The 26,179-nt window shown below is 63.4% G+C and carries 24 protein-coding genes; 6 read left to right on the top strand and 18 right to left on the bottom strand.

All coding sequences use genetic code 11. The features are described from left to right. Positions 1-141 precede the first annotated feature (141 nt). Positions 142-1,665: a M23 family metallopeptidase gene (locus KY084_RS07130; protein ID WP_219237767.1), complete on the top strand. Its 1,524-nt coding sequence runs from the start codon at positions 142-144 to the stop codon at positions 1,663-1,665. A gap of 96 nt (positions 1,666-1,761) precedes the next feature. On the opposite strand, the gene KY084_RS07125 is transcribed toward KY084_RS07130, so the two are convergent. From KY084_RS07125 to KY084_RS07095, 7 genes are all read right to left on the bottom strand, one after another. Next, complete coding sequence (locus KY084_RS07125; RefSeq protein WP_425516722.1) at positions 1,762-3,444, bottom strand: ATP-binding protein; 1,683 nt, start codon at positions 3,442-3,444, stop codon at positions 1,762-1,764. Positions 3,445-3,519: 75 nt separating this feature from the next. Beyond that, positions 3,520-4,284, bottom strand: a complete 765-nt coding sequence (locus tag KY084_RS07120) for a TIGR02186 family protein (protein WP_219237766.1) — start codon at positions 4,282-4,284, stop codon at positions 3,520-3,522. Continuing rightward, positions 4,281-5,195, bottom strand: a complete 915-nt coding sequence (locus tag KY084_RS07115; RefSeq protein ID WP_219237765.1) for a sulfite exporter TauE/SafE family protein — start codon at positions 5,193-5,195, stop codon at positions 4,281-4,283. Before KY084_RS07115 ends, KY084_RS07120 begins: the two co-directional genes overlap by 4 nt. A 58-nt stretch (positions 5,196-5,253) precedes the next feature. After that, positions 5,254-6,300 carry a hypothetical protein gene (locus KY084_RS07110; RefSeq protein WP_219237764.1) on the bottom strand — a complete coding sequence of 349 codons (1,047 nt, stop codon included), beginning with the start codon at positions 6,298-6,300 and terminating at the stop codon, positions 5,254-5,256. Then, entirely contained in the window at positions 6,297-7,697 is a 1,401-nt protein-coding gene (locus KY084_RS07105) for a glycosyl transferase family protein (protein WP_219237763.1), read from the bottom strand. The genes KY084_RS07110 and KY084_RS07105 overlap by 4 nt, the downstream gene beginning before the upstream one ends. Positions 7,698-7,945: 248 nt before the next feature. Then, positions 7,946-8,524, bottom strand: coding sequence for an RcnB family protein (locus KY084_RS07100; RefSeq protein ID WP_219237762.1), 579 nt, complete (start codon positions 8,522-8,524; stop codon positions 7,946-7,948). A 122-nt stretch (positions 8,525-8,646) separates the two neighbouring features. Continuing rightward, positions 8,647-9,105: an outer membrane protein assembly factor BamE gene (locus tag KY084_RS07095; RefSeq protein WP_246586965.1), complete on the bottom strand. Its 459-nt coding sequence runs from the start codon at positions 9,103-9,105 to the stop codon at positions 8,647-8,649. Positions 9,106-9,235: 130 nt separating this feature from the next. Here KY084_RS07095 and KY084_RS07090 point away from each other — a divergent pair, with 130 nt between their 5' ends. Together KY084_RS07090 and KY084_RS07085 are read left to right on the top strand one after the other, a co-directional pair. Further along, complete coding sequence (locus KY084_RS07090) at positions 9,236-9,748, top strand: ubiquinol-cytochrome C chaperone family protein (protein WP_219237760.1); 513 nt, start codon at positions 9,236-9,238, stop codon at positions 9,746-9,748. Next, a complete protein-coding gene (locus tag KY084_RS07085; protein ID WP_219237759.1) occupies positions 9,745-10,275 on the top strand; it encodes a YceD family protein in 531 nt (176 codons plus the stop codon). Before KY084_RS07090 ends, KY084_RS07085 begins: the two co-directional genes overlap by 4 nt. Positions 10,276-10,281: 6 nt before the next feature. On the opposite strand, the gene KY084_RS07080 is transcribed toward KY084_RS07085, so the two are convergent. Next, entirely contained in the window at positions 10,282-10,881 is a 600-nt protein-coding gene (locus KY084_RS07080; protein ID WP_219237758.1) for a hypothetical protein, read from the bottom strand. 210 nt (positions 10,882-11,091) lie between these two features. Here KY084_RS07080 and KY084_RS07075 point away from each other — a divergent pair, with 210 nt between their 5' ends. Then, entirely contained in the window at positions 11,092-12,363 is a 1,272-nt protein-coding gene (locus tag KY084_RS07075) for a spinster family MFS transporter (RefSeq protein WP_219237757.1), read from the top strand. Positions 12,364-12,385: 22 nt separating this feature from the next. On the opposite strand, the gene KY084_RS07070 is transcribed toward KY084_RS07075, so the two are convergent. Then, on the bottom strand, positions 12,386-13,957 hold the full coding sequence (locus KY084_RS07070; protein ID WP_219237756.1) for a peptide chain release factor 3: 1,572 nt from the start codon (positions 13,955-13,957) through the stop codon (positions 12,386-12,388). Between the two features lie 128 nt (positions 13,958-14,085). Here KY084_RS07070 and KY084_RS07065 point away from each other — a divergent pair, with 128 nt between their 5' ends. After that, entirely contained in the window at positions 14,086-14,604 is a 519-nt protein-coding gene (locus KY084_RS07065) for a GNAT family N-acetyltransferase (RefSeq protein WP_219237755.1), read from the top strand. Between the two features lie 84 nt (positions 14,605-14,688). Here the strand turns inward: KY084_RS07065 and pheT are convergent, their stop codons facing one another. The 5 genes from pheT to rpmI form a co-directional block, all read right to left on the bottom strand. Further along, positions 14,689-17,085 (bottom strand): phenylalanine--tRNA ligase subunit beta, encoded by a 2,397-nt coding sequence (gene pheT / locus KY084_RS07060; RefSeq protein WP_219237754.1) that lies wholly within the window; start codon positions 17,083-17,085, stop codon positions 14,689-14,691. Beyond that, on the bottom strand, positions 17,082-18,164 hold the full coding sequence (gene pheS, locus KY084_RS07055; protein WP_219237753.1) for a phenylalanine--tRNA ligase subunit alpha: 1,083 nt from the start codon (positions 18,162-18,164) through the stop codon (positions 17,082-17,084). Before pheS ends, pheT begins: the two co-directional genes overlap by 4 nt. Positions 18,165-18,232: 68 nt before the next feature. Beyond that, positions 18,233-18,856, bottom strand: a complete 624-nt coding sequence (locus KY084_RS07050) for a LysE family translocator (protein ID WP_219237752.1) — start codon at positions 18,854-18,856, stop codon at positions 18,233-18,235. A gap of 82 nt (positions 18,857-18,938) precedes the next feature. Next, positions 18,939-19,304 carry a 50S ribosomal protein L20 gene (rplT, locus tag KY084_RS07045; protein ID WP_219237751.1) on the bottom strand — a complete coding sequence of 122 codons (366 nt, stop codon included), beginning with the start codon at positions 19,302-19,304 and terminating at the stop codon, positions 18,939-18,941. Between the two features lie 12 nt (positions 19,305-19,316). Then, complete coding sequence (gene rpmI / locus KY084_RS07040) at positions 19,317-19,520, bottom strand: 50S ribosomal protein L35 (RefSeq protein WP_219237904.1); 204 nt, start codon at positions 19,518-19,520, stop codon at positions 19,317-19,319. A gap of 279 nt (positions 19,521-19,799) precedes the next feature. Here rpmI and KY084_RS07035 point away from each other — a divergent pair, with 279 nt between their 5' ends. Beyond that, entirely contained in the window at positions 19,800-21,887 is a 2,088-nt protein-coding gene (locus KY084_RS07035; RefSeq protein WP_219237903.1) for an AsmA family protein, read from the top strand. A 46-nt stretch (positions 21,888-21,933) separates the two neighbouring features. On the opposite strand, the gene KY084_RS07030 is transcribed toward KY084_RS07035, so the two are convergent. The 4 genes from KY084_RS07030 to KY084_RS07015 all read right to left on the bottom strand — a co-directional run bounded on the left by KY084_RS07030 (position 21,934) and on the right by KY084_RS07015 (position 26,148). After that, positions 21,934-22,383: a DUF3429 domain-containing protein gene (locus KY084_RS07030; RefSeq protein WP_219237750.1), complete on the bottom strand. Its 450-nt coding sequence runs from the start codon at positions 22,381-22,383 to the stop codon at positions 21,934-21,936. 154 nt (positions 22,384-22,537) lie between these two features. After that, positions 22,538-24,199 (bottom strand): chaperonin GroEL, encoded by a 1,662-nt coding sequence (gene groL / locus KY084_RS07025; protein ID WP_219237749.1) that lies wholly within the window; start codon positions 24,197-24,199, stop codon positions 22,538-22,540. 108 nt (positions 24,200-24,307) lie between these two features. Beyond that, positions 24,308-24,595 (bottom strand): co-chaperone GroES, encoded by a 288-nt coding sequence (gene groES, locus KY084_RS07020; RefSeq protein ID WP_219237748.1) that lies wholly within the window; start codon positions 24,593-24,595, stop codon positions 24,308-24,310. 152 nt (positions 24,596-24,747) lie between these two features. Then, positions 24,748-26,148 carry an MATE family efflux transporter gene (locus KY084_RS07015; RefSeq protein WP_219237747.1) on the bottom strand — a complete coding sequence of 467 codons (1,401 nt, stop codon included), beginning with the start codon at positions 26,146-26,148 and terminating at the stop codon, positions 24,748-24,750. Between the last annotated feature and the right edge of the window lie 31 nt (positions 26,149-26,179).

Genomic DNA, 26,179 nt, shown 5'->3' with positions numbered 1-26,179 from the left:
AAACAGGGGCTCATCGTCGCGTGCGCACACTTCGCCGCAAGACAGGCCCCGTGCGAGCCCGGTTAATTTGACTTTAGTCTATGGGATGCATCAGGAACTTTCCATGGCCGGGGATACGGTCGCTTCGACGGGGGGCGCGCCTTGTTTCTGCGCAACGATATCGCATTCGATCATGGTAGCGGCACCGGCGCGGTTTCGTTCGGCCGCTTGCCTGACGTCCATGTTCGTCCGACGATCGGCGACCGGCTGCGCGAACGCTTTCCCGATTTCGAAATCGCGCCCGATCTGGGGTCGCATATCGGATCGCGCCACTGGTGGCGCGGGGCGGCGACGTGCGCGGGGCTTTGCGCGCTGACCGTCATGCTGTCGCCGGGCATTTCGCGTCCGATCCTCGCCGAATCCGCGCCCCCGCTGACCGGGGCCGAATGGGACGCGGCGCGCAGCCAGTCCATTTCTTCGATCGCGCTGGGCGCCAGTACCGGCGACCATAGGGGCGCGACCGATCTGGTTCGTCCGCTGGCCGATACGCCCGAACGCCCGATCATTCAGGCAACGGCGGTGGTCGGCCATGGCGACGATTTCGCCACGATGCTGCAGCGGTCGGGCGTCGGCAAACAGGACGCGCTGAACGCGGCCAGCCTGATCGACGGCGCGCTGGATAACGCAAGCGTCGCACCGGGCACGCGGGTCGCGCTGACGCTGGGCCGGCGCGCCGACAAGTCGCAGCCGCGCCCGCTCGAAAAGCTTGCCTTCCGGGCCCGGTTCGACCTTCGCGTCGAACTTGACCGCGCGGCGAACGGGCTGGTCGCCAATCGCATTCCGATCGCCATCGATCACACGCCGCTGCGCATCACCGGCACGGTCGGCTCCAGCCTGTACCGGTCGGCCCGCGCTGCCGGTGCGCCGGCCCGCGCTGTCGAAGCCTATATCAAGGCGATTGCCAGCCGCCTGTCGATGTCGCGGGTCGATGCCGATGACAGGTTCGATCTGGTGATTGAGCGCGCGCGCGCCGAAACCGGTGAGGTTCAGCTGGGCGATCTGCTCTATGCCGGGTTGGACCATTCAGCCGGCGACGTCGACCTGCTACGCTGGACCGATGGCGGCAAACCGGCCTGGTATGATCGCAAGGGGGTGGGCGAAACCAAGGGCATGATGGTCATGCCGGTAAACGGTCGCATCACTTCCACCTTCGGCATGCGAATGCACCCGCTGCTGCATTACAAGCGCATGCACAAGGGGCTGGATATCGCCGCGCCCTATGGCACGCCGTTGCACGCCGCCGCCGCAGGAACGGTGATCTTCGCCGGGCGCGCGGGCGGATACGGCAATATGATAAAGATCCGCCATTCGGGCGGGTATGTGACGCTGTACGGGCATATGAGCAAATTCGCGGTGCGCGCGGGCCAGCATGTCGATCGCGGCCAGCGTATCGGGAACATCGGATCGACCGGCATCTCGACCGGCCCGCACGTCCATTATGAGGTGCAGAAGGACGGCCGCGCAGTGAACCCGCGCGGCGTCAGCTATGCCTCGACCGAACGGTTGGGCGGCAGCGAACTGCGTCAGTTCAAGGCCAAGCTGTCGCGCCTGCTTTCGCTGCCGAGCGCATCGCAGGTCGAGCAGGCCGCCGCCAAGCCGCAGCAGATCGCCGCCACCGAAGACTGATTTTCTTCCTCGCGAATAACGGCGCGATTCGTCTCGCAATAATGAATCGTGCGATCAGTGGCGCGTCGCGTAGCTGCACCGCATCCCTGCCGGATGTCAGTGCCCCTGGGTTCGCCAGCGTCGGATGGTGCGCGAAATCAGATCCTCCTCGCCGCCGGACTTGCGCCACAGCTGCGAAAACACCGGGTCATCCGAAGCGGGGCGCTTACCCTCTTCCAGCGTATCGAACTGAACGCGCACCGGCGTTGCCACGCCTTCGCCGCAAATGATGCATTCGCGGTTGCGCAGCGCGGGAAGCGCATCAAGGAAGCCGCGCGCGCCCTCCGGCATTGCGCCGCGGACATAGGCCTGGTCGCGGTCGTTGTTGAGCCGCATCGACAGGATGGTGCCGCATTGCGACAGCACGCCTTCCGCAAGATCGGATGGCCGCTGCGTGATCAGTCCCAGCGCCACGCCATATTTGCGCCCTTCCTTGGCGATGCGCGACAGGATGCGGCCGACCGAGGAATCGTCGACCCGGCGCCCGGCGGGGATGTAGCGATGCGCTTCCTCGCAAACCAGCAGGATCGGATGCTGCGCTTCGGCGCGCGACCAGATGGCGAAATCGAATACCATCCGGCTGAGCACCGCGACCACCACCGAGGTGATTTCCGATGGCACGCCCGATACGTCGATGATCGAAATCGGCTTATGATCGCCTGGCAGGCGGAAAAGCCGGGAAACAAATCCCGCCATCGTATCGGCGACCAGCATGCCCGAAAACATGAAGGCATAGCGCGGATCGGCCTTGATCTCCTCTACCTTGCTCTTGATGCGAAGATAGGGCGCGGTGTCGGTCGCCTTGTCCATCTTGCCCATTTCGGTCGCAAGGATGTTGGTGAGATCGGACAGCAGATAGGGGATCGGCGCATCGACGGTCAGCTTGGGCACATCCTGCGCCAGCCGGTTCTTCGACTTTGCCATCAACAGGCAGCGCGCCAGAATATCGGAATCGACCTGCCGTGCCGATCCGCTGCTGGTCAGGAACACTTCGCAATGTTCCTCGAAATTCATCAGCCAATATGGCATTTGCAGGTTCGAAACATCGTACAGCGCGCCGGTGCCTTCGAACGCTGCGGAATATTCTCCGTGCGGATCGACCATCAGAATATGGCCGTGTGGTGCCAGTTCGCAAATGCGGTGGAGGATCAGCGCGGCGGCGGTCGATTTGCCCGTGCCGGTCGATCCCAGCAGCGCGAAATGCTTGCCGAGCAGCGCATCGACATACACCGCGGCGCGAATGTCGCGGGTGGGATGGATAGTACCGATTTCGACATGCGCGCGTTCGTCGGCGGCATAGATCTGGTTGAGGTCGGCAGTCGATACCGGAAAGACTTCGCAACCCGGCGTGGGATAGCGGGTGACGCCGCGGCGAAACTGGTAGAGCTTTCCGGTAAGCTGTTCCTCGCTCCCTTCGCCCAGGAAATCGAGTTGCGCGGCGATCCGCGAACCATCGTCTCCGACCAGCTTCAGCGTGCGGATGCTCGCGATCAGCCAGGTCGATCCCATGCGCAGCTTCACCTGCGCGCCGACGCTTGCCGCGCCGGCGACCACCGGGTCCGGATGGCCGGCCAGCGCGGCAACGCGATCGGCATCGAGAATGGCGAGGCTGCTTGCCCCGGATATATCGACGACGATCCCGATCGGTTCGACCGTTTCCTGGCGCATGGGGGATGCACCGCCGCCGCCTTCGGTCGTAATCGCCCGGTCAAAACCGTGGTTTGCGCTGAAATCCGCCATGTCTGTCCTCATTCGTCGGCAGGCATGATGGCGGGTGCGAGTAAATATATGGTTTTTAACGCAGATCAGAGGCGGCTAAAATCGACGCCACAGCGCACCCGCACCCCAGCCGAGAAGTACCGACAGCGCGACCGCGCACAGACCGTACAGGAAGGAGGCGTGGTTTGCCGCGCGCGCGACGAAGCGTTCGAAACCCGATTTGCGGATCGTGATTTCGCGCGTGGCGGCAGCAAGAACACGGCCGTCGCGCACCAGAAAGGTTTCGGCGGTGAACCGGCCCACCGGCACACGTGCCGGAATAGTGATGCGCGCCCGGTACAGAACGCCATCGGTAATCTCCACCGCGTGCGGCGCTTCGAAATACAGCCCGTGCCTGCGTCTGAGATCGACCAGCCCGGCGGCGAAACGCTGTTGCGTTTCCGCCGATGTTCCCGATGCGGGCGAGAGTTGCAGCCGGTCGAGACCCATTTCATAGATTGCGCGGGTGCGCCCGTCGACGATGCTGTCGAGCGGCCGGGAAGAGGCCACGGCATAGAAAGACGGCGCGGAGCGATAGCGCATGCGTTCGGCATTGACCCATATGCCCGCCACCTTCTGCTTTTCGCGCACCTGAACCGACTGGGTTGGACCCTTCACCACGATCACGATATCGGCGGCATCGCTGCCTTGGCGCGGAACTTCCCCGCCGGGATACAGGATTGCGCCGAACAGCAGCAGTTCGGCCCCGGTAAAGCTGTAGATGATGTCGATGTCGCGCTGCGAGACGTCGGGAACCAGCGTCGGCTTCGACGCGCCCAGCAGCAGCGGTGCGAGCAGCAGGAGGCTGAGCGCGCGCCTCACAATGGTTCAACCGAGTAGATTTCGTCAGGCCGCCAGCCAAGGCCCAGCGCCATGCGGAACGCCACCAGCAGCACCAGCGCGGCCAGCGCGAAGCGCAGATATTCGGGTTTCACCCTTTGCGCGAAACGGACGCCGATCTGCGCGCCCGTCACCGATCCGAGCAGCAGCAGCGCGGCGAGCACGATATCGACCGCTTTCGTGGTCAGCGCGTGCGTCATCGTCGCGCTGGCGGTGACGAACAGCGTCTGGAACAGCGAGGTTCCGACCACCACCCGCGTCTGCATCCCCAGCAAATAGAGCATGGCCGGGATCAGGATGAATCCGCCGCCGATGCCCAGAAGCGTAGTCAGGATGCCCACCCCGAAGCCCAATAGCAGCGGCGCGAGCGGCGAAATATACAGGCCCGAGGCATAAAAGCGCGTACGCAGCGGCAGCGACGCGACGAGCGGGTGGTGGCGCCGCTTTCGCGCGCGCGAAACGCTGCCCGACCGGCTGGCGCGTATGCTGCGGATCGATTCGGTGGCCATCAACGATCCGATCGACCCGAGCAGGACGACGTACAGCACCGCGATCACGGTATCGATCTGCCCCGTTGTCTGGAGCAGGCTGAACAATCCCGCCCCGGCGAGCGATCCGAAGATGCCGCCGGTCACCATCACACCGCCCATCTTCACATCCACGCCGTTGCGCCGGAAATGGGCGGATACGCCCGAAATGCTTGCGCCCGTGACCTGAGATGCAGCGGATGCGGCGGCGACCGTGGGCGATATACCGTAAACGATCAGCAGCGGCGTTATCAGGAATCCGCCGCCGACGCCGAACATGCCCGACAGGAAGCCCACCCCGCCGCCAAGCAGGATGACGACCAGTGCATTCACCGAGATGTTGGCGACGGGCAGGTACAAATCCATGGACGCCAAGCGATAGTCGCTTCGCGTGCCGGACAAAAGCTGGCTTATTGCCTTTTGTTCAGAAATCGGTTCCCAGCGTAAGCGCAAGCCCCGAACCCGGTGCGGCGTTCCCCGCCACACGCTGACGCCATTCGATCGACAGCCGGGCATTTCCGCCGGCAAGCGCGACATCGCTGCTCAGCGACGGGCCGATGTCGAGGCGCTTCGCGCCGCGCTGAATACCACCCCAGGCGCCGGTGCCTATCCGGATCGACTGGCCCGCAACCCGCGCGATTTTGTGGCTGAGACGCAGCGAGGCACCCGCGAAATAATCGATCCGGTCGCGCGCGATTGCGCCGATTTCGCCATAGCTTTCCATGTCCACGCCCGGCGCGACCGGTTCCGGCCCCTGACCACCGACCAGCGTGAGCGAAGGGGCGCTTCCCTGATGATCGAGTCCGAAGCGTTCTTCGGCAAGTACCGTGACCGGCGCGTCGAACGGTTGCCAGGCGATGCCAGCCATCAACTCCGCCCCGTCCATGGCGAGCGGGGCGGCGACGCGCAGGCTTGCGCTCAGTCGGTGTTCGGTATCCAGCGTATAGGCGGCGCGAAACCCCGCCTGGCTGCCGCCCAAGCTGGGAAGATTGGCGGCGAAGGCGTCGCCGCCGCCCGGACGGTAGAAGATCCAGCCGCTCGCCTGCCAGCGTTTCGAGGCGGGACGCAGCGGTGCGAGCGCGTTCAGCCGGGGGGAGGGGGCATCGCACCGTGCGCGGGCTTCGCCGAAGGTCACCAGCCCGGCGAGAGCAAGCCGTTCGCGCCGCGCCGATATACGCTGATCGACAATCGCAGTGCGCGGGTTTGAAGAAGGTTTTTCGCGAGGCCATTCGGCGGCGGGCGGTGCAACAGCCGATCGCACGCCGCCGATGGCGGCATGGGCAGTGATTGGGCCGGGGCTGTCCCCGGCGGTTTGCATTCGCGGCAGGTGCGCCAAGGGCACAGCCTGATCGAGCGCCTGGGTCAGCGAACCGGTGCTGAACCACAAAAATCCGACGCGCACCATGGTCCAGCCGGCGATGATGCTGCCGGCAAAGCGGAGCGGACGTCCCTTGCCTGTGCCGGACGTCATTGCCGGGCCGACTCTGCCTCTATGTCGGGAAAGCGGTGATCGGTCTTGTCCCATACCGGCGGGCTGCCGAAGAGCATCGCGATATAGCGGGTCACCGCCCGGCGCGCGGCGAGCAGCGAAACGAAATTGCCGACCATCGCGCGTGGCAGCGACCATGCCGCTTCGCGCCACCCGTACAGCCGCCCGGTAAACCATGCCCGCATCGCCAGCCGCCAGGAAAGCAGCGCGAATGTCCCGGTCAATAACCAGTGAAGCGCATCGGAAACCGGCGGTGCCGCGATGCCGGTGGCATAATGCGCCAATATGGCGATGCCGGTCGATACCACACCGATATAACCGGCCATCAGCACCAGAACGGCGACCAGTGCACGCCGGTCGCGCATCCGCATCCAGTGGTCGGCGATTTCGCCGCGCCCGCCCCAGCCGATCCGGTCCCAGCCGGCAAGCGCAATTCCCACCATCCAGCGCGCCTTTTGCCGTACCGCCGAATCGAGCCGGGCGGGAAAGAAAGCGCGCACCGCGATCGCAGGGCCGCCGGGATATTCGGTTATTCGCGCAAAAACCGCCCGTCCCCCCAAACGCGATATGGTCAGCCCCATTTCATAATCTTCGGTCAGGCTTGATCCGTCGAATGGACCGTCGCCGCGTTCATCGGCGAGTCGGCGCAGCATCTCGGTGCGAACGCCGCAGCCCACTCCGGCGAGCGGAAGTGCGGCGCCGATGGCATGGCGCACGGGAAGCATCTTGCCATGCGCTTCAGCAAATTCGTCGCCATAATGGCCCGCGACCAGCCGCGAACCCGAATCCATCAGCGGCACGACGGGCAATTGCACCAGATCGTGGTCGCGGATCAATGCCGCCTGAACGCGCAGTTCGTCGCGATGGACGACATCTTCGGCATCATGGACGATCACGGCGGTGGGAAGCGGGCGGCCGTTCGCCTCGTCGCGCAGCATCGCGCGCCAGACGGCGTTCAGGCAATCGGCCTTGGTCGTCGGTCCTTCGGTCGGTCCCACCACCAGCCGAACGCGCGAATCGCATTCCGCAACCTGCGCCACGGCAGCGATCGTCGCGCGGTCGTTGGGATAGGTGCCGACGTGAATCTGATAATCGGGATAGTCGATGCGTTCGAGGGCGTGGCGTAGCATCTGCCCGATGACATTCGCTTCGTCCCATGCGGCGATGAAGATCGCAAGCGGCGGAGTGGGCGCAGGCGCAAGCTCGCCCAGCGAGGCAATACGGTGCGATTCGGATCGAAGAATGGCCCGGCAGCGGGTCAGATAGATCGCATCGACGGCAAGGTCGTCGAGACCGCCCAGAATGAAGCCGACACTGGCGAACAGCGTGGTTTCACGCGCAACGGCATCGACCGCCGCGATGATGCTTGCCCCGTCCATTCTGCCATTCCCCCCGAAACGGATGTAACAGCATCACAAATTTGGGGGTAAAGGCAAGATTTACCTGAAAGCCGATTCCGTTCGGCATGGGTTAAGCGATATTAAAGGATTGCTGCGGCGGGGGGAGCCATTTGCACGCTGACGCGTTTGCGCAGGCGGTCCTTACCCCTTTCGGGACTGGTGTAACCACGCACCCGGCCGCGCCGGCATGCTATCGCCGGTGCGGCCGAAGCGCCGGGCCTTGCGAATCACCAGAAAAAGTCACGATAGACCCGAAGCACCATTCCGGTGCGAATATCGATCAGCAACACATCGTCATAATGGCGCACCCAGTGCTGATAGCGTCCGGTGATGGGCAGGCGATAATAGCCCGGATCGCCGATCCAGTATCTGCTGGCGAAATAGCTGCGCCGCAGCCGGATGCCCGGCCGAAAACGATGATAGCTGAAGGGCGCGTTCCAGCGGCCGGCGCGATATAGCGAACGGTGGCTGCGCCGATAGTCGCGCCAGGCATTGTTGCTCCAGCGTTGGCGGCTGTGGCGCGCCGCGCGCTCGCGCTGCGCATCGCGATACCGGCGCGCTGCGGTCTGATGGCGCGCGCGCCGCTGTGCGCGCTGGGCTTCGCGCCGATGGTGCTGGTGGCTGGCCCGGCGCTGGTGGCGGTTGGTGCGCGTGGCATGCCCCCTGCTACCGTGATGGCTGCGGCTGGCATGATGCTGTCCCGAATGCCGCTGATGCGCGCCATGGTGCGACTGGGCCACCGCCGGTGCGGCGCCAAGCGGCAATGCGATCGTCGCCATCAACCCGGCGATCATCAGATTTCGCATGAACATTCTCTCCTTGATCCCTGGATGGCGGCCCGTGGCAGGCCGTCACCGAACTATGCTGGAGAGAATGGCATTGCCCCGCTGAACCGGGCGGGAATGCTATGTACAGCGAAATGAAAGGGTTATTGTTGCGGTGCGCTGCCGCCCATGCCGCCCGGCGTAACCGTGCCGATATTGCCGAACAGGTCCTGGAAGAAGCCGCGCTTGCGTCCCAGCGTCGGCGTCTTGTCGTCGGTCGGGTTGATCGTCGCGACCTGCTCCATCCCCATCTTGTCGACGGCGGACACCGTGCCGTTCTTGTCGAACCTGATCCGCACCACCGTTTGTTCGACCGGATTGGGCCGGGTATAGGCAAGGCTGCGGGTGTTGCGCCCCCAATAATACCATTCGGGCGAATTGAATTCCCCCTGAAGCGTCGGCTTGCCCAGCATCGTGGCGACCGAATCGCGATCGTCGACGCCCGGCTGCACCGCGTTCACCAGGTCGGGATCGAACACATAGCCGTGATGAGCCGCCACCTTGGCGCAACCGCCAGTAAGCGCCGCACCGGCGAGCGCCCCGCCCAGGGCCAGGGATTTCAACAAACGCGACATCGACAAATTCTCCAGCGCCCCCGCTAACGGCCAGCGGCGCATTGCATCATGCGCCGTGACCCTCAATATGCGGCGCGGCCCGGTCTCACAAGGGGCCGCATACGCGAATGGGGCATGGATGGGGTTGATCGACAGGCTTTTCAGCACCGGCAAGGACAAAGCGGGGGCCGCGCTGTACGATGCGGTCGTCGCGCGCGGCCGCCGTCCGCACTGGTATATCGACGGCGCGGTCGCCGACACGGTCGACGGCCGGTTCGACATGATCGCGGCCATTTTGAGCATGGTGCTGCTGACGCTGGAAGAAAGGGCCGGGGCATCGCAGCTGAACGTGGCGGTGACCGAACGGTTTATCGACGATATGGACGGGCAGCTTCGTCAGATCGGCATTGGCGACATCGTGGTCGGAAAGCATGTCGGCAGGATGATGGGGATGCTGGGCGGCAGGCTGGGCGCGTATCGCGCGGGGCTTGCCGCGGGCGATCTTGCCCCCGCGCTGGTGCGCAACCTGTACCGCGGCGAAGCGCCTGCACCGGAAGCGCTGTCGCATGTCGCTGAGGCGCTTTGCCGGTTGCACGACGCGCTTGGCGCGACCGACCTTGCGTCGCTGGAAAAAGGAGAATTGCCCGAATGACCGACGCCGAATTCAGTCGTCCCCACCGGCTCGATCAGATCGGCGGCAAGCGGGGGGAGTTTCATATCACCGCCGAACCGGGCGAGCGTGACGCGCTGAAGCAGCGGTTCGGCCTGTTGGCGCTCGACCGGCTGGAGGCGCGCTATCGCCTGGATCGCGAAGGCGACATCGTGATCGCGACCGGACATGTTGGGGCGGCGGTGGAACAGGCGTGCATCGCGACCGGCGATCCCGTTCCGGCCGAGGTCGCGGAGGATTTCACCGTCCGCTTCGTTCCCGCAAGGCTTCCGGATGAAGAGGAAATCGAGCTGGAGCAGGAGGACTGCGACACAATCTTCTATACCGGCGGTGCGATCGACATGGGGGAAGCGGTGGCCGAGACAATGGCGCTCGCGCTCGATCCCTTTCCGCGCAGCGATTCGGCCGACGCGGTGCTTCGCGAAGCGGGCGTGCTTCGCGAAGAAGAGGCAGGGCCGTTCGGCGCGCTCGCCGGTCTGCGCGACAAGCTGGGCGGTCAGGTGGAGTAGGGCGCGCTACACAGGCCACGCGAGACCGGCCAAGATTTTCAGTGTCAACTGAAATTCTTGTCGCCACTCTTCATTCTGATGGCGGAAGCCCCAACCAGCGTTGAAGATATCTGTAATGATGCGTGAAATCAGCTTTCCGATTTCCGAAATCCCCGATGTTTCGATCGCCCAGTTCATGGGCTCAAAATGTGTGAATTGATTTCGGATGTCATCATGAAGGTGACGCAGCAAATTAAAGTCGCCTTCGGTGATGTTGATGCTGCTATCGTTGCGGCCATCACCAGCCGAATTGCATTTTCTTACAGCTTTAAGAAGGTCCGGGAGAGGCATGATATGTATTTTAGGCGGTTGTGCAGCTATATCCCTGCGGCGCTCCTCGAAATATTTTAGCCAATCTTTCGTATTTTGCTTAGTGGTTGCGCCTAAGCATTCCGCAGTACGAGTAAGATGGCAGACACAAGCTCCTTGAAGCGCTGAATGTAACGCCAAGATCGCCCACTTCCATGCTTGACTATCTTCATTCAAAAACTGATTCATGCGAATTGCTTGACGCACCGATCCTGCCACATCTTCCGCATGGTTAGTTGATATAAAATGATTCGTCATTGGCTTGGGTCTCAATTTGCCGGTGCGCTCGGGTAGTTCAGTAACATAATCAGCATTTCTTCTGCTTAACGTACAAATCGTCCATTTGGAGATGATTTCAAGTTCTGATCCGGGCCGGGCCGTGCTAAGCCGCAAAGCGGCATACCACATATACGAAAATGACCCGGCCGGGAGCGCAGGGCATTTTCTCTCGCAGGGGAGGGTCGGGGCATGAACACCGTGCCGGACGTCGCGTATCGCAACCGATGGGTCGTGCTTGCGATGCTGCTTGTCGTTTACACGTTCAATTTTCTCGACCGCCAGATTCTTGGCATTCTCGCCGTACCCATTCAGGAAAATCTGGGGTTGAGCGACAGCCAGTTCGGCGTCATCGGCGGCACCGCCTTCGCCATTCTCTATTCGGTGCTCGGCGTTCCGCTGGCGCTGCTTGCCGACAAGGTGGGGAAAAGCCGGGTAATCGCCGGGTCGCTGGTGGTATGGAGCGGGTTTACCGCATTATGCGGCACTGCGTGGGGCTTTTGGTCGCTGTTCCTCTACCGACTCGGTGTCGGGGTGGGGGAGGCGGGCGGCGTCGCGCCTTCCTATGCGCTGATCGCGGATTATTTCCCGGTGCGCGAACGCGCCCGCGCGATCGCCATCTATTCGCTAGGCATTCCGATCGGGCTTGGGTCGGGCGTGCTGCTGGGCGCGTATATCGCGGCGAACGTCAACTGGCAGGCGGCGTTCCTGACCGTCGGGATCGCAGGGATTCTGGTTGCGCCGGTATTTCTGTGGATCGTTCGCGACAAGCCTGCGCAAGCGTCGGCGGGCGAGCGGGAGCCGATGCTGGCGGTGCTCGGCATTCTTGCGCGGAAACCCGCTTACTGGTTGCTCGCGATCGGTGCGGGCTGCAGTTCCATGGCGGGCTATGGCCTGGCGCTATGGGTGCCGAAGATCATCGCGGTGCAGTTCGGATGGACCCAGCCGGGCGAGCTGGTGAAGGTCGGCCAGTTCATGGCCTCGCTATTGCTGATCGGGGGGACCACCGGCATCTTTCTGGGCGGCGTGGTGTCGGACAGGCTCGCCGCAAGCGATCGCGCCTGGTATGCCCGCGTTCCCGCCTTCGCATGGGTGCTGACCGCGCCACTATTCGTCGTGGGGATGCTTACGCCGTCACCGGTCCTCGCCTGGTGCTTCCTGATTTTCGCCAATGCGTTGAACACGCTGTGGCTTGGGCCGCTGGTGACCGCGAGCCAGCATCTTGCCCCGTCGCGGATGCGGGCCGGGACTTCCGGAGCGTTCCTCCTGATCAACAACCTGCTTGGCCTGGGCATCGGGCCGTGGCTGATGGGCGCGATTTCGGACCTGTTAAGGGCCGGATATGGCGTCCATTCGTTGCGCTATGCGGCAATCATCTGTGTCGGCCTGTACCTTGTCGCAGCGGTGCTGGTACTGCTGGCGATCCGGCCGCTCAAGCGCGACTGGGTAGAAGCCGAGGCGTGAGGCGGGCGGCCCCGCTTCACCATCACCGTTCGCGTGTCGCGGCGAAGGTCACGTCGGGATAGCGTTCGGCGACATAGCCGACTTCCCACGCGCTCTTTGCCATGAAGACGGGGTTGCCGTCGCGATCCTTTGCCATGGCGCTGCGGTTGATGTCGGTGAAGGCCTTCAGCGCCTTGGGGTCGGCGGCCGACACCCAGCGCGCGGTTTCGAACGGCGCCATTTCCAGCCCCGCCGCAACCTTATATTCCGCCTCCAGCCGCGAAATCAGCACGTCAAGCTGAAGTTGGCCGACCACGCCGATGACGATATTCGCGCCAATTTCGGGGTAGAAGACCTGAGTCACCCCTTCTTCCGCCATGTCGTCAAGCGCCTTGCGAAGCTGCTTGGTTTTGGTCGGGTCCTTCAGCGCGACGCGGCGCAGGATTTCGGGTGCGAAATTGGGCAGGCCGGTAAAGCGCACCTGCGCCTTTTCGCTCATCGTATCGCCGACGCGAAGCGTGCCGTGATTGGGGATGCCGATAATGTCGCCGGGAAAGGCTTCTTCGGCAAGTTCGCGGTCCTGCGCGAAGAACAGGATCGGCGAATGGATGGCCACCGGCTTGCCATGCCCGGTCGGGGTCAGTTTCATGCCGCGCTTGAACGTCCCCGAACACAGCCGCATGAACGCGATGCGGTCGCGGTGATTGGGGTCCATATTCGCTTGTACCTTGAAGATGAAGCCGGTGACTTCATCGTTCGTCGGGGCAACCGGAGCAGGCTCGGCGGGCTGCGGACGCGGCGGCGGCGCGTGCTCGGCAAGCGCGCCGATCAGCGCATCGACGCCGAACTGCTTGAGCGCGGAGCCGAAATAGACGGGCGTCAGGTCACCGTTGCGATACGCTTCGGCGTCGAAGGGGGCATAGCCCGCCATCGCCAGTTCGGCATCCTCGCGCAGTTTGGCAACGCCCTGCGCCGACAGGATTTCGTCGAGCTGCGGATCGTCGAGGCCGCTGGTCTGGATCACCTTGCCCTGAAATTCGCGGCTCGGCCCTTCAGGCAGCAGCAGGCGGTTGCCGACAAGGTCGTACACCCCTTCGAACTGACCGCCCAGCCCAACGGGCCAGGTCATCGGCGTCACGTCGAGCGCGAGCAGGTCGGCGATCTCGTCCAGCGTCTCGAAATTCTCACGCCCCTCACGATCGACCTTGTTGACGAAGGTGATGATCGGCACCGAGCGCAGGCGGCAGACTTCGAACAATTTGCGCGTCTGGCTTTCGATGCCCTTGGCGACGTCGATCACCATCACCGCCGAATCGACCGCGGTCAGCGTGCGATAGGTGTCTTCGGAAAAGTCTTCATGGCCCGGCGTGTCGAGCAGGTTGAAGGTGATGCCTTCGCGCTCGAACGTCATGACCGAGGAAGTGACCGAAATGCCGCGCTGCTGTTCGATCTTCATCCAGTCGGATCGCGCGCGCCGGGCCGCTCCACGCGCCTTCACCTCGCCGGCAAGGTGGATCGCGCCGCCGAACAGCAGCAGTTTTTCGGTGAGCGTCGTCTTGCCGGCGTCGGGATGCGAGATGATCGCGAACGTACGGCGATCGGGAATCTTGTTCATGGCCGGGCGTTTAGGGGCTGCACTGCAAAACGGCAATGGCGGCGGACGGAGAGAGATGTGCCGGGATCGATCGATACCGCACAACCACGTTATTGCGCGGTTCATCGCGCTGGTTATAGCCGGACGCCATGATCGAAACCGAACGACTGATCCTTCGTCCCCAGACGCCGGACGATTTCGACAATGTCCAGCGGCTATGGTCGCTGGCGCATGAAGACAATGGCCTTGCCGGAACGCCGATCCCGCGTGAGGAAAGTATCGAGCGCCGCACGCGGCAGGTGGGACTGTGGGACGAGCAGGGGTACGGCATGTTCACCTGGTGCGACCGGAGAAACGGCGCATTTGTCGGCGAAGGAGGGCTTTCGCATTTCCAGCGCGAATACGGCCCCGCTTTCGATAAAAGCCCCGAAGCCGCCTGGGCGTTGATGCCCGATTATCAGGGCCGGCGATTTGCGTATGAAGCCATGGTTGCGGTGCACGAATGGTATGCGGGGCGTTTCGGCGAAGCGCGCACCGTGTGCATCATCAACCCAGGCAACAACCCTTCGGTGCGGCTCGCCCAGCGGTTGGGCTATCGCCCCTTCGATGAAGCGGAATATCGCGATGCGCCTGTGACGCTGTTCGAACGGTCCGTCGACCTCGAATAGGCGACCGGCAGCTCGGGTTTTGCTCAGGACGCGGCTTCGTTCCGCCCCGACATGTCGTGATGGCGCGCCGGGGCGAGGCCTTTATCAGCCGCGCAAGGTCGCTCCCTGTTTTTCCGCCGATGCGACGATCTTGTCGCCGATCGCTTTCAACTCCTCATCGGTAAAGCTCTTTTCGCCGGGTTGCAGCGTAACCTCGACCGCAAGGCTCTTCTTACCTTCATCGACTCCGGGGCCGGTGAAGACATCGAACAGGCGGGCATCGACGATCGCTTTCTTGTCGGCGCCTCTGACTGCGCGGATCAGCGCATCGCCGGGAAGATCGGCATCGACCAGAAAGGCGAAATCGCGGGTCACGGCCTGAAGCTGCGCAGGCGCATAAGCGGGACGCAAAAAGCCCTGACTACGCTTTTCAGGGATCGCGTCGAGGAAGATTTCCACCGCCGCAACCGGTACATCGAGGTCAACAGCCTTCAACACGCGCGGATGGAGCATGCCAAAGGTCGCGAGGACGTTTTTCGGCCCCAGCCGCAGGGTGGCCGACCGGCCCGGATGCCACGCGTCGCCCGCTTCGCCCATCACCAACAGGTTGGACACAGGCGCGCCTGCCGCTTCGAGCAGCGCGAGCGCCGCCGCCTTCGCATCATAGCCGTCAAAGCCGCGCGACTTGCCCGATTGCCATGAACGTGGCGCGGCATCGCCCGCCATTACCAGCGTCAGCGTGGGATGTTCGCTGTCGCCGATATAGCGACGGCCCAGTTCGAACAGGCGAACGCTGTCTTCGCTATGCGCCAGGTTGCGCTGCGCCGCGGTCAGCAAACCGGGGAGGAGCGAAGGCCGCATGACCTTCATATCCTCGCTGATGGGGTTAGCCAGCGTCCAGTTGCTGCCGCCGAAGATCGCCGCTTCGCTTTCGCCGATGAAGCTCCAGGTGATTGCTTCGTGGAAACCGCGCGTCGCAGCGGCGCGGCGCAGTTTGCGCTCCAGCTTCTGCTCCCATGTCGCGGTCGGCTGTGCGACGCCCGCGGGGCGGGGGAGCGGGGTCGAGGGCACCTGATCGATGCCGTGAATGCGGATCACTTCCTCGACCAGGTCGGCCGGGCCGGTGACATCGCGGCGCCAGGTCGGGACCAGCGATTTGGTGTTCTCCGCGTCAATTTCGAAGCCGAGACGGTCCAGGATCGCGCGCTGCGTTTCGGTGTCGATGTCGATGCCGCCCAACGTCCGCACCATGTCGGGCCGAAAGGCGACGCTGCGCTTTTCGACGGGTGGTTCGCCTGCGCGGGTAATGCCGCTTGCCGTCCCGCCGCAAAGCGTGGTCACCAGCCGCGTCGCGATGGCGAGACCCTCTTCGAGAAACGCCGGATCGACTCCGCGTTCGAAACGCTGGCGGGCATCGGACGGGATGTTCAGTCGCTGTCCGGTTCGCGCGATACGGTCGGGATCGAAATAGGCGCATTCGATCAGGACGTCGCTGGTCATGTCCGACACGCCCGAATCCTCGCCGCCCATGATGCCGCCAATGCCATGGACCTGCGCGCCGTCGGCGATGACGGTCATGCTGTCGTCGAGCGCATAGGTCTTTTCGTTGAGCGCCAGCACCTGCTCGCCGGGCTTCGCCTTGCGCGCGACCAAGCCGCCATCGAGCTTCGCCATGTCATAGACATGCAGGGGGCGGCCAAGATCGTTCATGACGAAGTTGGTGATATCGACCAGCGCCGAAATCGGCCGCTGCCCGATCGCGGCGAGGCGGCGCTTCATCCAGGAAGGCGATTCGCAATTGCCGACACCCGATACGCTTTGCGCGTAGAAAGCGGGGCAGCCTTCGCTGTCCTCGATACGGATATCGGGGCCATCGCCTGTCGTTTCGACCGGTTCGGTGCCGCCTGCCTTCGCATAGACTTCGGTCAGCGGTTTGAGCGTCCCCAGTCCCGCGGCGGCAAGATCGCGCGCGATGCCGCGAACGCCCATGCAATCCTGCCGGTTGGGGGTGATCGCAACGTCGATCACCGGATCGGTCAGTCCGGCGTAATCGGAATAGGGAACGCCAATCGCGCCCTCCGCCGCTTCACCCAGTTCGATGATCCCTTCATGCGCGTCGCCCAGTTCAAGCTCGCGCACCGAACACATCATGCCGTGCGAGGTAACGCCGCGAATCTGCGCGATCTTCAGTTCGAACGCAGGGCCGGGGACATAGGCGCCGGGCGGACCGAAAACGCCGATCATCCCCGCGCGCGCGTTGGGCGCGCCGCACACCACCTGCAACGGATCGCCGCCGGCATCGACCGACAGCACCTGCAACTTGTCGGCATCGGGGTGCGGCTGCGCGTTCAGCACTTTCGCGACGCGGAAATCGGCGAGTTTTTCACCCGGATTCTCGATTCTCTCTACCTCAAGCCCGATCCGCGTCAGCGCTTCGCCGATCGCATCGATATCGGCGTCGGTGTCGAGATGCTCCTTGAGCCAGCCAAGCGTGAATTTCATGCTCCGACTCCTCCGGAAAGCGTGGGTACGTCAAGCGCGGCAAAGCCGTAATGGCGCAGCCAGCGCATGTCGCCGTCGAAAAAGGCGCGAAGATCGTCCATACCGTATTTCAGCATGGCTAGCCGGTCGACACCGGTGCCGAAGGCAAAGCCCTGCCATTCGTCGGGGTCAAGCCCGCAGGCACGGATGACGTTGGGATGGACCATGCCGCTGCCCAGCACTTCCATCCAGCCTTCGGAACCGCCGACGACGCGGCGGCCCTTTTCATAGGAATAGCCGACATCGACCTCCGCCGACGGTTCGGTAAAGGGGAAATAGCTGGGGCGCAGGCGAAGCACGATGTCGTCGCGTTCGAAAAACGCCTTGAGAAAAGTTTCGAGCGTCCATTTAAGGTGCGCCAGCGTGATCCCCTTGTCGATCACCAGCCCTTCGATCTGGTGGAACATCGGCGTGTGCGTGGCGTCGCTGTCGCTGCGATAGACGCGCCCCGGCGCGATGATGCGCACAGGCGGCTTCCCCTGCATCATCGTGCGGATCTGTACCGGAGAGGTGTGGGTGCGCAGCAGGTGCGCTTGCTTCCCATCCGCATCCTTCGGGAAATAAAAAGTGTCGTGCATCGCACGGGCAGGATGCGTTTCGGGAATGTTGAGCGCGGTGAAATTGTGCCAGTCGTCCTCGATCTCCGGCCCGCTCGCCACCGCGAAGCCCAGATCGGCAAAGATTTCGGCAAGCTCGTCCATCACCTGGCTGACGGGGTGGATGCTGCCGGGGGCGACCGCATCCACGGGCAGCGTCATGTCCATCGTTTCCGAGGCAAGTCGCGCCTCAAGCTGCGCATCCTCAAGCGCCTGTTTGCGCGTTGCGATGGCGTTCGTCACATCTTCACGCAGGCCGTGGATGTGCGGGCCGTTTTCCTGGCGCTCCTCGGGGCTCATCTTGCCCAGCGATTTGAGCTGCGCGGTAATGATGCCCTGCTTGCCCAGCGCATGAACACGCACGGCGTCCAGCGCGTCCAGCCCGGCGGCGGTGTCGATCGCGGCGAGCAGGTCATCGCGCAATTGGTCGATATCAGTCGTCATGAAACTTTCGGTTCCTCTGGCCCTGCGTCCGAACCGCAGATAAGCGGCAAGGTCAAGCGTTGCGGTGATTACAGCCGGCTGCCGAGCAGCGCCGTACCAAATGAAACGAACACGCCGCCGGTCACGCGATTGAACAGCCGCTGACGGTCGGCAGGAACCAGCCAGCGCGCCAACGCCTTGCCGCCGGTGGCGTAGATCGTAAACCAGAACGCCTCGATGACCGCAAAAGTGCCGATCAATATGGCGACTTGCGGCGCGAACGGGCGGACGGGGTCGAGAAATTGGGGGAAAAGCGCTGCGGCGAACAGGATCAGCTTGGGGTTCGACAGGCCGGTGCCAAGTCCCAGCAGGTACAACGTGGACAGCGGGCGCGGCGGTGCGGCTTCGCCGGTCGGCTCGGCTGTTTCCACCGGCGCGCGCCATGCCCTGACCCCTAGCCAGAGAAGATACGCCGCCCCGGCATAGCGCAATATGTCGTACAGGCCGGGCGATGCCCGCAACAACGCACCCAGCCCCGCGGCGGAGGCGAGCAGATAGACGAGGTTAGCGCTCATCAGCCCCGCCATCGACACGACCGAGCGGCGATGCCCGTGACGAATGCTCTGCGTCATCATGTGCAGCATGTTCGGCCCCGGCGTTGCCGAGATCAGGAACACCGCGGTGGCGTATAGCCACCATGTCTGCATCGCCATTTGTCGCTTTCCCCGTCCCCCAAAAAGAAAGGAGCGCCGAAGACAATGCTCCGGCGCTCCTGATTTCCTCGCTGCCGGCGCTTCAGGCGGCCTTGGGCAGCGCCGCCTTCGCCTGAGCGACGATGGCGCTGAACGCCTCGCCCTCGTGCATGGCGATGTCGGCCAGAACCTTGCGGTCAAGGTCGATACCGGCAAGCTTCAGCCCGTGCATGAACTGGCTGTAGGTCAGGCCTTCGGCGCGAACGCCCGCATTGATGCGCTGAATCCACAGCGCGCGGAAGTTGCGCTTCTTAACCTTGCGGTCGCGATAGGCGTACTGGCCGGCCTTTTCGACCGCCTGGTGCGCGATGCGGATCGTGTTCTTGCGACGGCCGTAATAGCCCTTCGCCTGATCCAGAATCCGCTTATGCTTGGTGCGGGTGGTCGTCCCGCGCTTTACGCGTGCCATAGTCCGTTCCCCTTATTTCAGGCCGTAGGGCGCCCACAGGCGCACATGACCAGCATCGGAATCGGACAGCACCGACGTGCCGCGATTCTGGCGGATATATTTCGCGTTGTGGCTGATCAGGCGGTGCCGCTTGCCGGCGACGCCGTGCTTCACCTTGCCAGACGCGGTGAATTTGAAGCGCTTTTTGACGCCGCTCTTCGTCTTGAGCTTGGGCATTTTGTCTCCTTTCGCATGATGCGCGGCCTGCGAACGGACTCGGCAGCCCTTGATGGCCGGCCAGTTCCTTACGGTCGCGCGGAAAGGCGGGCGCATAGCCCAGGGCGGGCCGCTTGGCAACCATGCGCGTGGGGAACTGTTTCGGGCGACGGGCTTTTAAGATCGATGAGCGATCGCGATGCGCCGAGTATGACCGTCGATAGCGCCGACCCTTCCTGGCGGCAACGCTGGCACCAATATCGCGGCCGGGCAGGCGATGCCTGGGGTCGCGTACCGCCCATGGTGCCGCCGCGCTGGCCAAAACCCGCCCGGATCGCGCTGCGGATCGTGTACGGCGTTATCATCGCGATCTTCCTCGTCTGGCTGATCCTGTTCATCACCAAAGGACGTTTTCTGAAGCGCCCGTTCGAAAGCATCACATCGGGCCTGTCGCAGCGGCAGGTACGTGTGGACGGCGATTTTCAGCTATATTTCAATCCGATCAATATCACCTTCCGTGCGGAAGGGCTGCATGTCCGCAATCCCGACTGGGCGACGAAACGCGACTTCTTTTATGCCGACAGGATCGACGCCGACATCGCGACGTTCAGCTTCCTCTTCGGCCATCGCCGGGTGAATACGCTGGCGCTTGATAACGGTTCGGTCGATCTCGAATGGGATCAGGCGCGAACGCATAACAGCTGGACCTTTGGCGATTCGAAGAAGAAGGGCGAGCCGCTCGACCTGCCGGTGGTGACGCGCGCGCGATTTGCAGGCACCACGCTTCGCTATCGCGATCCGCAAAGCCAGTTGAGCGCCGATATCGCGTTCGACACGGTGAACACGAACGACACGCATTTCAACGAAGCGATCCGGCTTCGCGGCACTGGCCGGGCGCGCGGGACGGCCTTCACGCTGGTGGGCGCGCTTCTGTCGCCGAATGAGACAGTGTCGGGCGGCCGCAACCGGCTGGCGCTGAACATACGGTCGGCGGACAGCCGAGCGGATATTACCGGCACGCTGCCTGGCGCGACGCAGATCGACGGCGCGGACCTGCACGCCGATGTACGCGGCGGCAATCTTGCCAATCTCTTCGCGGTTGCGGGCGTCGCGATTCCCGATACGCGTAGCTACCATCTGACGTCAGCCGTGACGAAGGCCGGGGACGAATGGCGACTGACCGGGTTGAAGGGCACGTTCGGCGACAGCGATATTTCGGGTAAGCTGACGGTGCGGTTGGGCCAACCAAGGCTGAAGCTGATCGGCGATCTTTCGACTGACAAGCTCGATATTGTCGATGTCGGCCCATTTATCGGCTATGATCCCAACAAGCTGGCGACGAAGGGCGCAAGTGGCGCGGTAACTCAGGTAAGCGGCCATCCGCGCGTCCTTCCCGATGCGCAGCTTCGCATCGATGCGCTGAAAAACTTCGATGCCGATGTGAAATATCGCGTGCGCACGATCCGCGCGCCCAACCTGCCGGTTTCGAATGTCGATCTGGCGCTGACGCTCGACAACCGGCTGCTCAAGCTGTCGCCGCTGACCTTTGACATGGCGCGCGGCCATGTCAGTTCCGACATTGCCATCGATGCGCGCAAAAACCCGGTGCTGACCGATTACGACATTCGCCTGTCACCGACTCCGATGGGCGTGCTGCTCGCCGGCTGGGGCGTCGAGCAGTCGGGGACAAGCGGTGTGCTGAAAGCGCGGATAAAGATGACGGGCCGCGGCAATTCGGTGCATGATTCGCTCAGCCATGCCGATGGCCGGATCGCGATCATCATGCCCAAGGGAACTTTCTGGGCGCGCAATGCGCAGCTTGCCGAAATCGACATCGGCACGTTCGTTCAGAAGATGTTTGAAAACAAGCTGAAGGAACCGGTTCACATCAATTGCGGACTAATCGGCTTTACCGTTCGCAACGGTGTCGCGGCGGCCGATCCGATCCTGATCGATACAAGCAAAAATGTCATGATCGGGCGCGGTGGGTTCAGCTTCCGCAATGAGGCGATGGATCTGGCTTTCCGCGCCGATTCGAAGAAGGTTTCGCTGTTTTCCGGCCAGTCGCCGGTGGGCATTGGCGGATATTTCGCCAAACCGAGCATCGACCCGATCAGCGGCGACCTGCTCGCCCGTGCCGGCAGCGCCGTGGGGCTGGGCCTCGTCGCCACGCCGCTCGCCTCTGTCCTGTCGTTCGTCGATATCGGCGATGCGAAGTCCGCTGCCTGCGGCCCGGTGCTGGCGGGCGCGCGTGCCAATGCCCAGCGGACCACCAAAGGCGAAAAGCGTGACGATGTCGGCAACGGCACCACCGCCAAGAGCGAGGACGGCAAGCAGGACAAGGGCGATGCCAAGAAGCAGCGCAAGAAATTCCTCGGCATTTTTTGATCGCTCGCGCGATACGGGGCGCGACATGCCGGTTCCGTTTGCGCGGTTAAACAGAAACCCCGATCGCGATCAGGCATAATGTTGCGATCCCGAATTGGGGGATGCGCAGCGCGGCGAAATGCGCGGGGGCGTCACCCGATCTCGCGGCGCGGGTGTCGAGGATCGCCGCGATCGCGAAGCCGCCTGCGAGGAGCAGCAACGATGCGCGCGGCCAGGGGAGCAGGAGCGCTACCCCGGCAGTGCAGAAATAGAGCAGCATCGTTGCGATCTCGACCGCTGTCGATGCGCTGTGATCACCGAAGCCGAACCCGCGCCGCACCCCGCCGACAAAGGTCAGGATCATCGCGCCCCAGATTGTTACAAGCCACATCGCAATGCCGGGCCATGGCGCGGGCAGCGCCATGCACGCAATGGTTGCGGCTATGAAGGGGAGCATCGGCCCATAGCCGAAAAGGATGCTGTCGATCGGGGTCGCGCGGGTGTCGGGACGGTCCATGCCTTCCAAACCGGCTTGGCGGTAGAAGGGTTGCGACGTCGTAATGCATCCCCGTTAGCGATATGAAAAGGGCCGGAAGGTGTCGCCACCCTCCGGCCCCTTTTTCGTGCATGTGGCTGGCAGGGCCGGTTCGTACCGGCCCCCGCGCCATGGATCAGAAATCCATGCCGCCCATGCCACCCATTCCGCCCATGCCACCGGGCATGCCGCCACCGGCACCGCCCGAATTGCTGTCTTCCGGCAATTCGGCAACCGTGGCTTCGGTGGTGATGAGCAGACCGGCGACCGACGCTGCGTCCTGCAGTGCGGTACGAACGACCTTGGTCGGGTCGATCACGCCGACCTGCACCAGGTTTTCGTACACATCGGTCGAGGCGTTGAAGCCCATGTTCGAATCGTTGCCGTCGAGCAGCTTGCCCGAAACGACCGCACCGTCGAAGCCGGCATTCTGCGCGATCTGACGAAGCGGGGCGTATAGTGCCTTGCGGACGATATCGACGCCGCGGGTCTGGTCGTCATTCTCACCCGTAACGCCTTCCAGCGCCTTGGTGGCGTACAGAAGCGCGGTGCCGCCACCGGGGACGATACCTTCTTCCACGGCCGCGCGGGTCGCGTGCAGGGCGTCGTCGACGCGGTCCTTGCGTTCCTTCACTTCGACTTCAGTCGCGCCGCCAACCTTGATCACGGCAACGCCGCCGGCGAGCTTGGCGAGACGTTCTTGCAGCTTCTCACGGTCATAGTCGCTGGTGGTGGTTTCGATCTGCTGACGGATCTGGTCCGTGCGCGCCTTGATCGATTCGGCTTCGCCCGCGCCGCCGACAATGGTGGTGTTGTCCTTGTCGATGGTGACGCGCTTCGCCGTGCCGAGCATGTTCAGCGTGACGTTCTCAAGCTTGATGCCCAGATCCTCGCTGACGACTTCGCCCTTGGTCAGGATGGCGATGTCTTCCAGCATCGCCTTGCGGCGATCGCCGAAGCCCGGTGCCTTGACCGCCGCGACCTTCAGGCCGCCGCGCAGCTTGTTGACCACCAGCGTGGCCAGCGCTTCGCCTTCGATATCCTCGGCGATGATGAGAAGCGGACGACCCGACTGAACCACCGATTCGAGGATCGGAAGCATCGCCTGAAGGTTCGAAAGCTTCTTTTCGAAGATCAGGATATAGGGGTCCTGAAGTTCGACGTTCATCTTTTCGGGGTTGGTGACGAAATAGGGCGACAGATAGCCGCGGTCGAACTGCATGCCTTCGACGACGTCGAGCTCGAAATCGAGACCCTTCGCCTCTTCGACGGTGATCACGCCTTCCTTGCCGACCTTTTCCATGGCTTCGGCGATCTTCTCACCGACTTCCTTGTCGCCATTGGCGGAAATGGTGCCGACCTGGGCAATTTCCTGATTGCCCGACACGTCCTTCGAACGGCCCTTGATGTCGTCGACCACCTTCTTGGTGGCAAGGTCGATCCCGCGCTTCAGGTCCATCGGGTTCATGCCCGCCGAAACCGACTTCATGCCTTCGCGCACGATGGCGCGGGCAAGAACGGTCGCGGTGGTGGTGCCGTCACCGGCGACGTCGTTGGTCTTCGAAGCGACTTCGCGGACCATCTGCGCGCCCATATTCTCGAACTTGTCCTTAAGTTCGATTTCCTTGGCGACGGAAACGCCGTCCTTGGTGATGCGCGGAGCGCCGAAACTCTTTTCGATCACGACGTTGCGGCCCTTGGGGCCGAGCGTGACCTGAACCGCGTCGGCGAGAATGTCGACGCCGCGCATAATGCGTTCGCGCGCGTCGCGCGAAAATTTCACGTCCTTGGCTGCCATGTTGCTGTTCCTCTTGTTTATCGTGCCCCGGTGCGACCGGGGCGATACTGCGTTGCATTGCCTGACAAATTCAGGCTGCTCCGAACCGTGCCGGAGCGCGGCGGATCATCAGGCGACGATGCCCAGAATGTCGCTTTCCTTCATGATCAGAAGGTCTTCGCCCTCGACCCGGACTTCGGTGCCTGACCATTTGCCGAACAGAATGCGGTCGCCCGCCTTTACGTCGAGCGGGGTGATCTTGCCGTCTTCGGCCTTGGCACCGGTGCCGGCGGCGACGACTTCGCCTTCCTGCGGCTTTTCCTTGGCGGTGTCGGGGATGATGATGCCGCCGGCTGTCTTTTCTTCGGCCTCTACGCGGCGAACGAGCACGCGGTCGTGCAGCGGACGAAAGTTCATGCGCGCTATCCTTTCCTGCAAAAGTGAGTTTTAGCACTCACCCAGTGCGAGTGCTAACGAAGGCGGATATGCGAACGGCATCTCGTGTCGTCAACGGGTATGGGAACAAAAATCTGCAACGCCATGACAGGGCACGGCGAGCCGTGTTCGCGCTACGGCAAAAGCCCCAGCCGCGCCCGCATGCCCCATCTACCGCACAGCATCACCGCGGCAAAGGCAAGCCCGGTGGCCAGCCCGATCCATATGCCGACGCCTTCATAGCCGAGCGTGAAGCCGAACAGGATCGCAGTGCCGAACCCCGCCGCCCAATAGGAAAAGCCGGCGATGATCATCGGCACGCGGGTATCCTGAAGTCCGCGCAGTACGCCCGCCGCCACCGCTTGCGCCCCGTCGAACAACTGGAAAAGCGCGGCGACGGCGAGATACTGTACGGCAAGCGCGACCGTGCGCGCATTGGCCGCGTCGATGTCGAGATACAGCGAAACGAAGAATCGCGGCGCCAGCCAGAGCGCGACCGCAGTCAGTGCCATGAACCCGATTCCCATGGCGAGCGCCACGCGCCCCGCTATTGCGATCCAGCGATGATCGCGCGCGCCATAGGCCATGCCGACGCGGATGGTCGCGGCCTGCCCGATCCCCCAGGGCACCTGAAAGGAAAGCGCCGCGATCTGCAGCGCAACGGCGTGCGCGGCGACTTCGGTCACCCCGATCAGTCCCATCAGGAAGGCGGCGGCGCTGAACACCGCGCCTTCGAACGTCATGGTCAGCGCGATCGGCACGCCCAGCCGGACCAGTTCGGCAAACCGGCTCCATTCGCTGCGCCACCAGTTACCGAACAAATGATAGCGGCGCAGATGTCGGTCGGCGAACAGGATGCCGACATAGGCGGCGAGCATCGCGAAGCTGGTGATCGTGCTCGCCATTGCGGCACCTTGCAGTCCAAGCGCGGGGAAGCCCAGATTGCCGAATACCAGCACCCAGTTGCCGACGATATTGACGCCGAGCGCCAGCGCGGTGACGGCAAGTGCCCAGCCGGGACGGCCGAGCGCCGAAACGGTGATGCGCAGCACCGCCGATGCCATGGTGGGGATCATCGCGATCAGCAGGATGTCGAGGTAATCGCCCGCTGCAGCAGCAGCAGCCGGATTCTGCCCCAGCGCGCGCAGCACGGTTTCCCCGAACAGCAGAAATGGAAAGAGCGGGAGCGCGGCGAAGGTGCCGACCCACAGCGCCATTCGGAACGACCGGCGCACTTCGCGCACCGCATGGCCGCGTCGGCCCAGTTCGGCGGCGATAACGGGCGATGCCGCGCTTACCAGACCGATCAGGGCGAACATCAGCACCGTGTAATAATATACCCCCAGCGTCGCCGCGGCGAGCGCCTGGGTCCCCAGCCGCGCGACGAAGATAACGTCGCTGGCATAGACCGCCATCTGCAGCAGATTGGCAGCGACCAGAGGCCATGCAAGCCGCCACAGCGCACGCAGTTCGCCGCGCCAGTCGGCGGGTGCGGCACCGGTCAGGGGCGAGTGACTGAGCGGAAGCGAATCCATCGCCGGCGCCTGTAGCAGCCCGCGCGTGGTT

The organism is Stakelama flava (genome assembly GCF_019351405.1).
In the GTDB taxonomy this organism is placed as follows: domain Bacteria; phylum Pseudomonadota; class Alphaproteobacteria; order Sphingomonadales; family Sphingomonadaceae; genus Sphingomonas; species Sphingomonas flava_A.
This window is presented reverse-complemented; position numbering and strand designations above follow the sequence as displayed.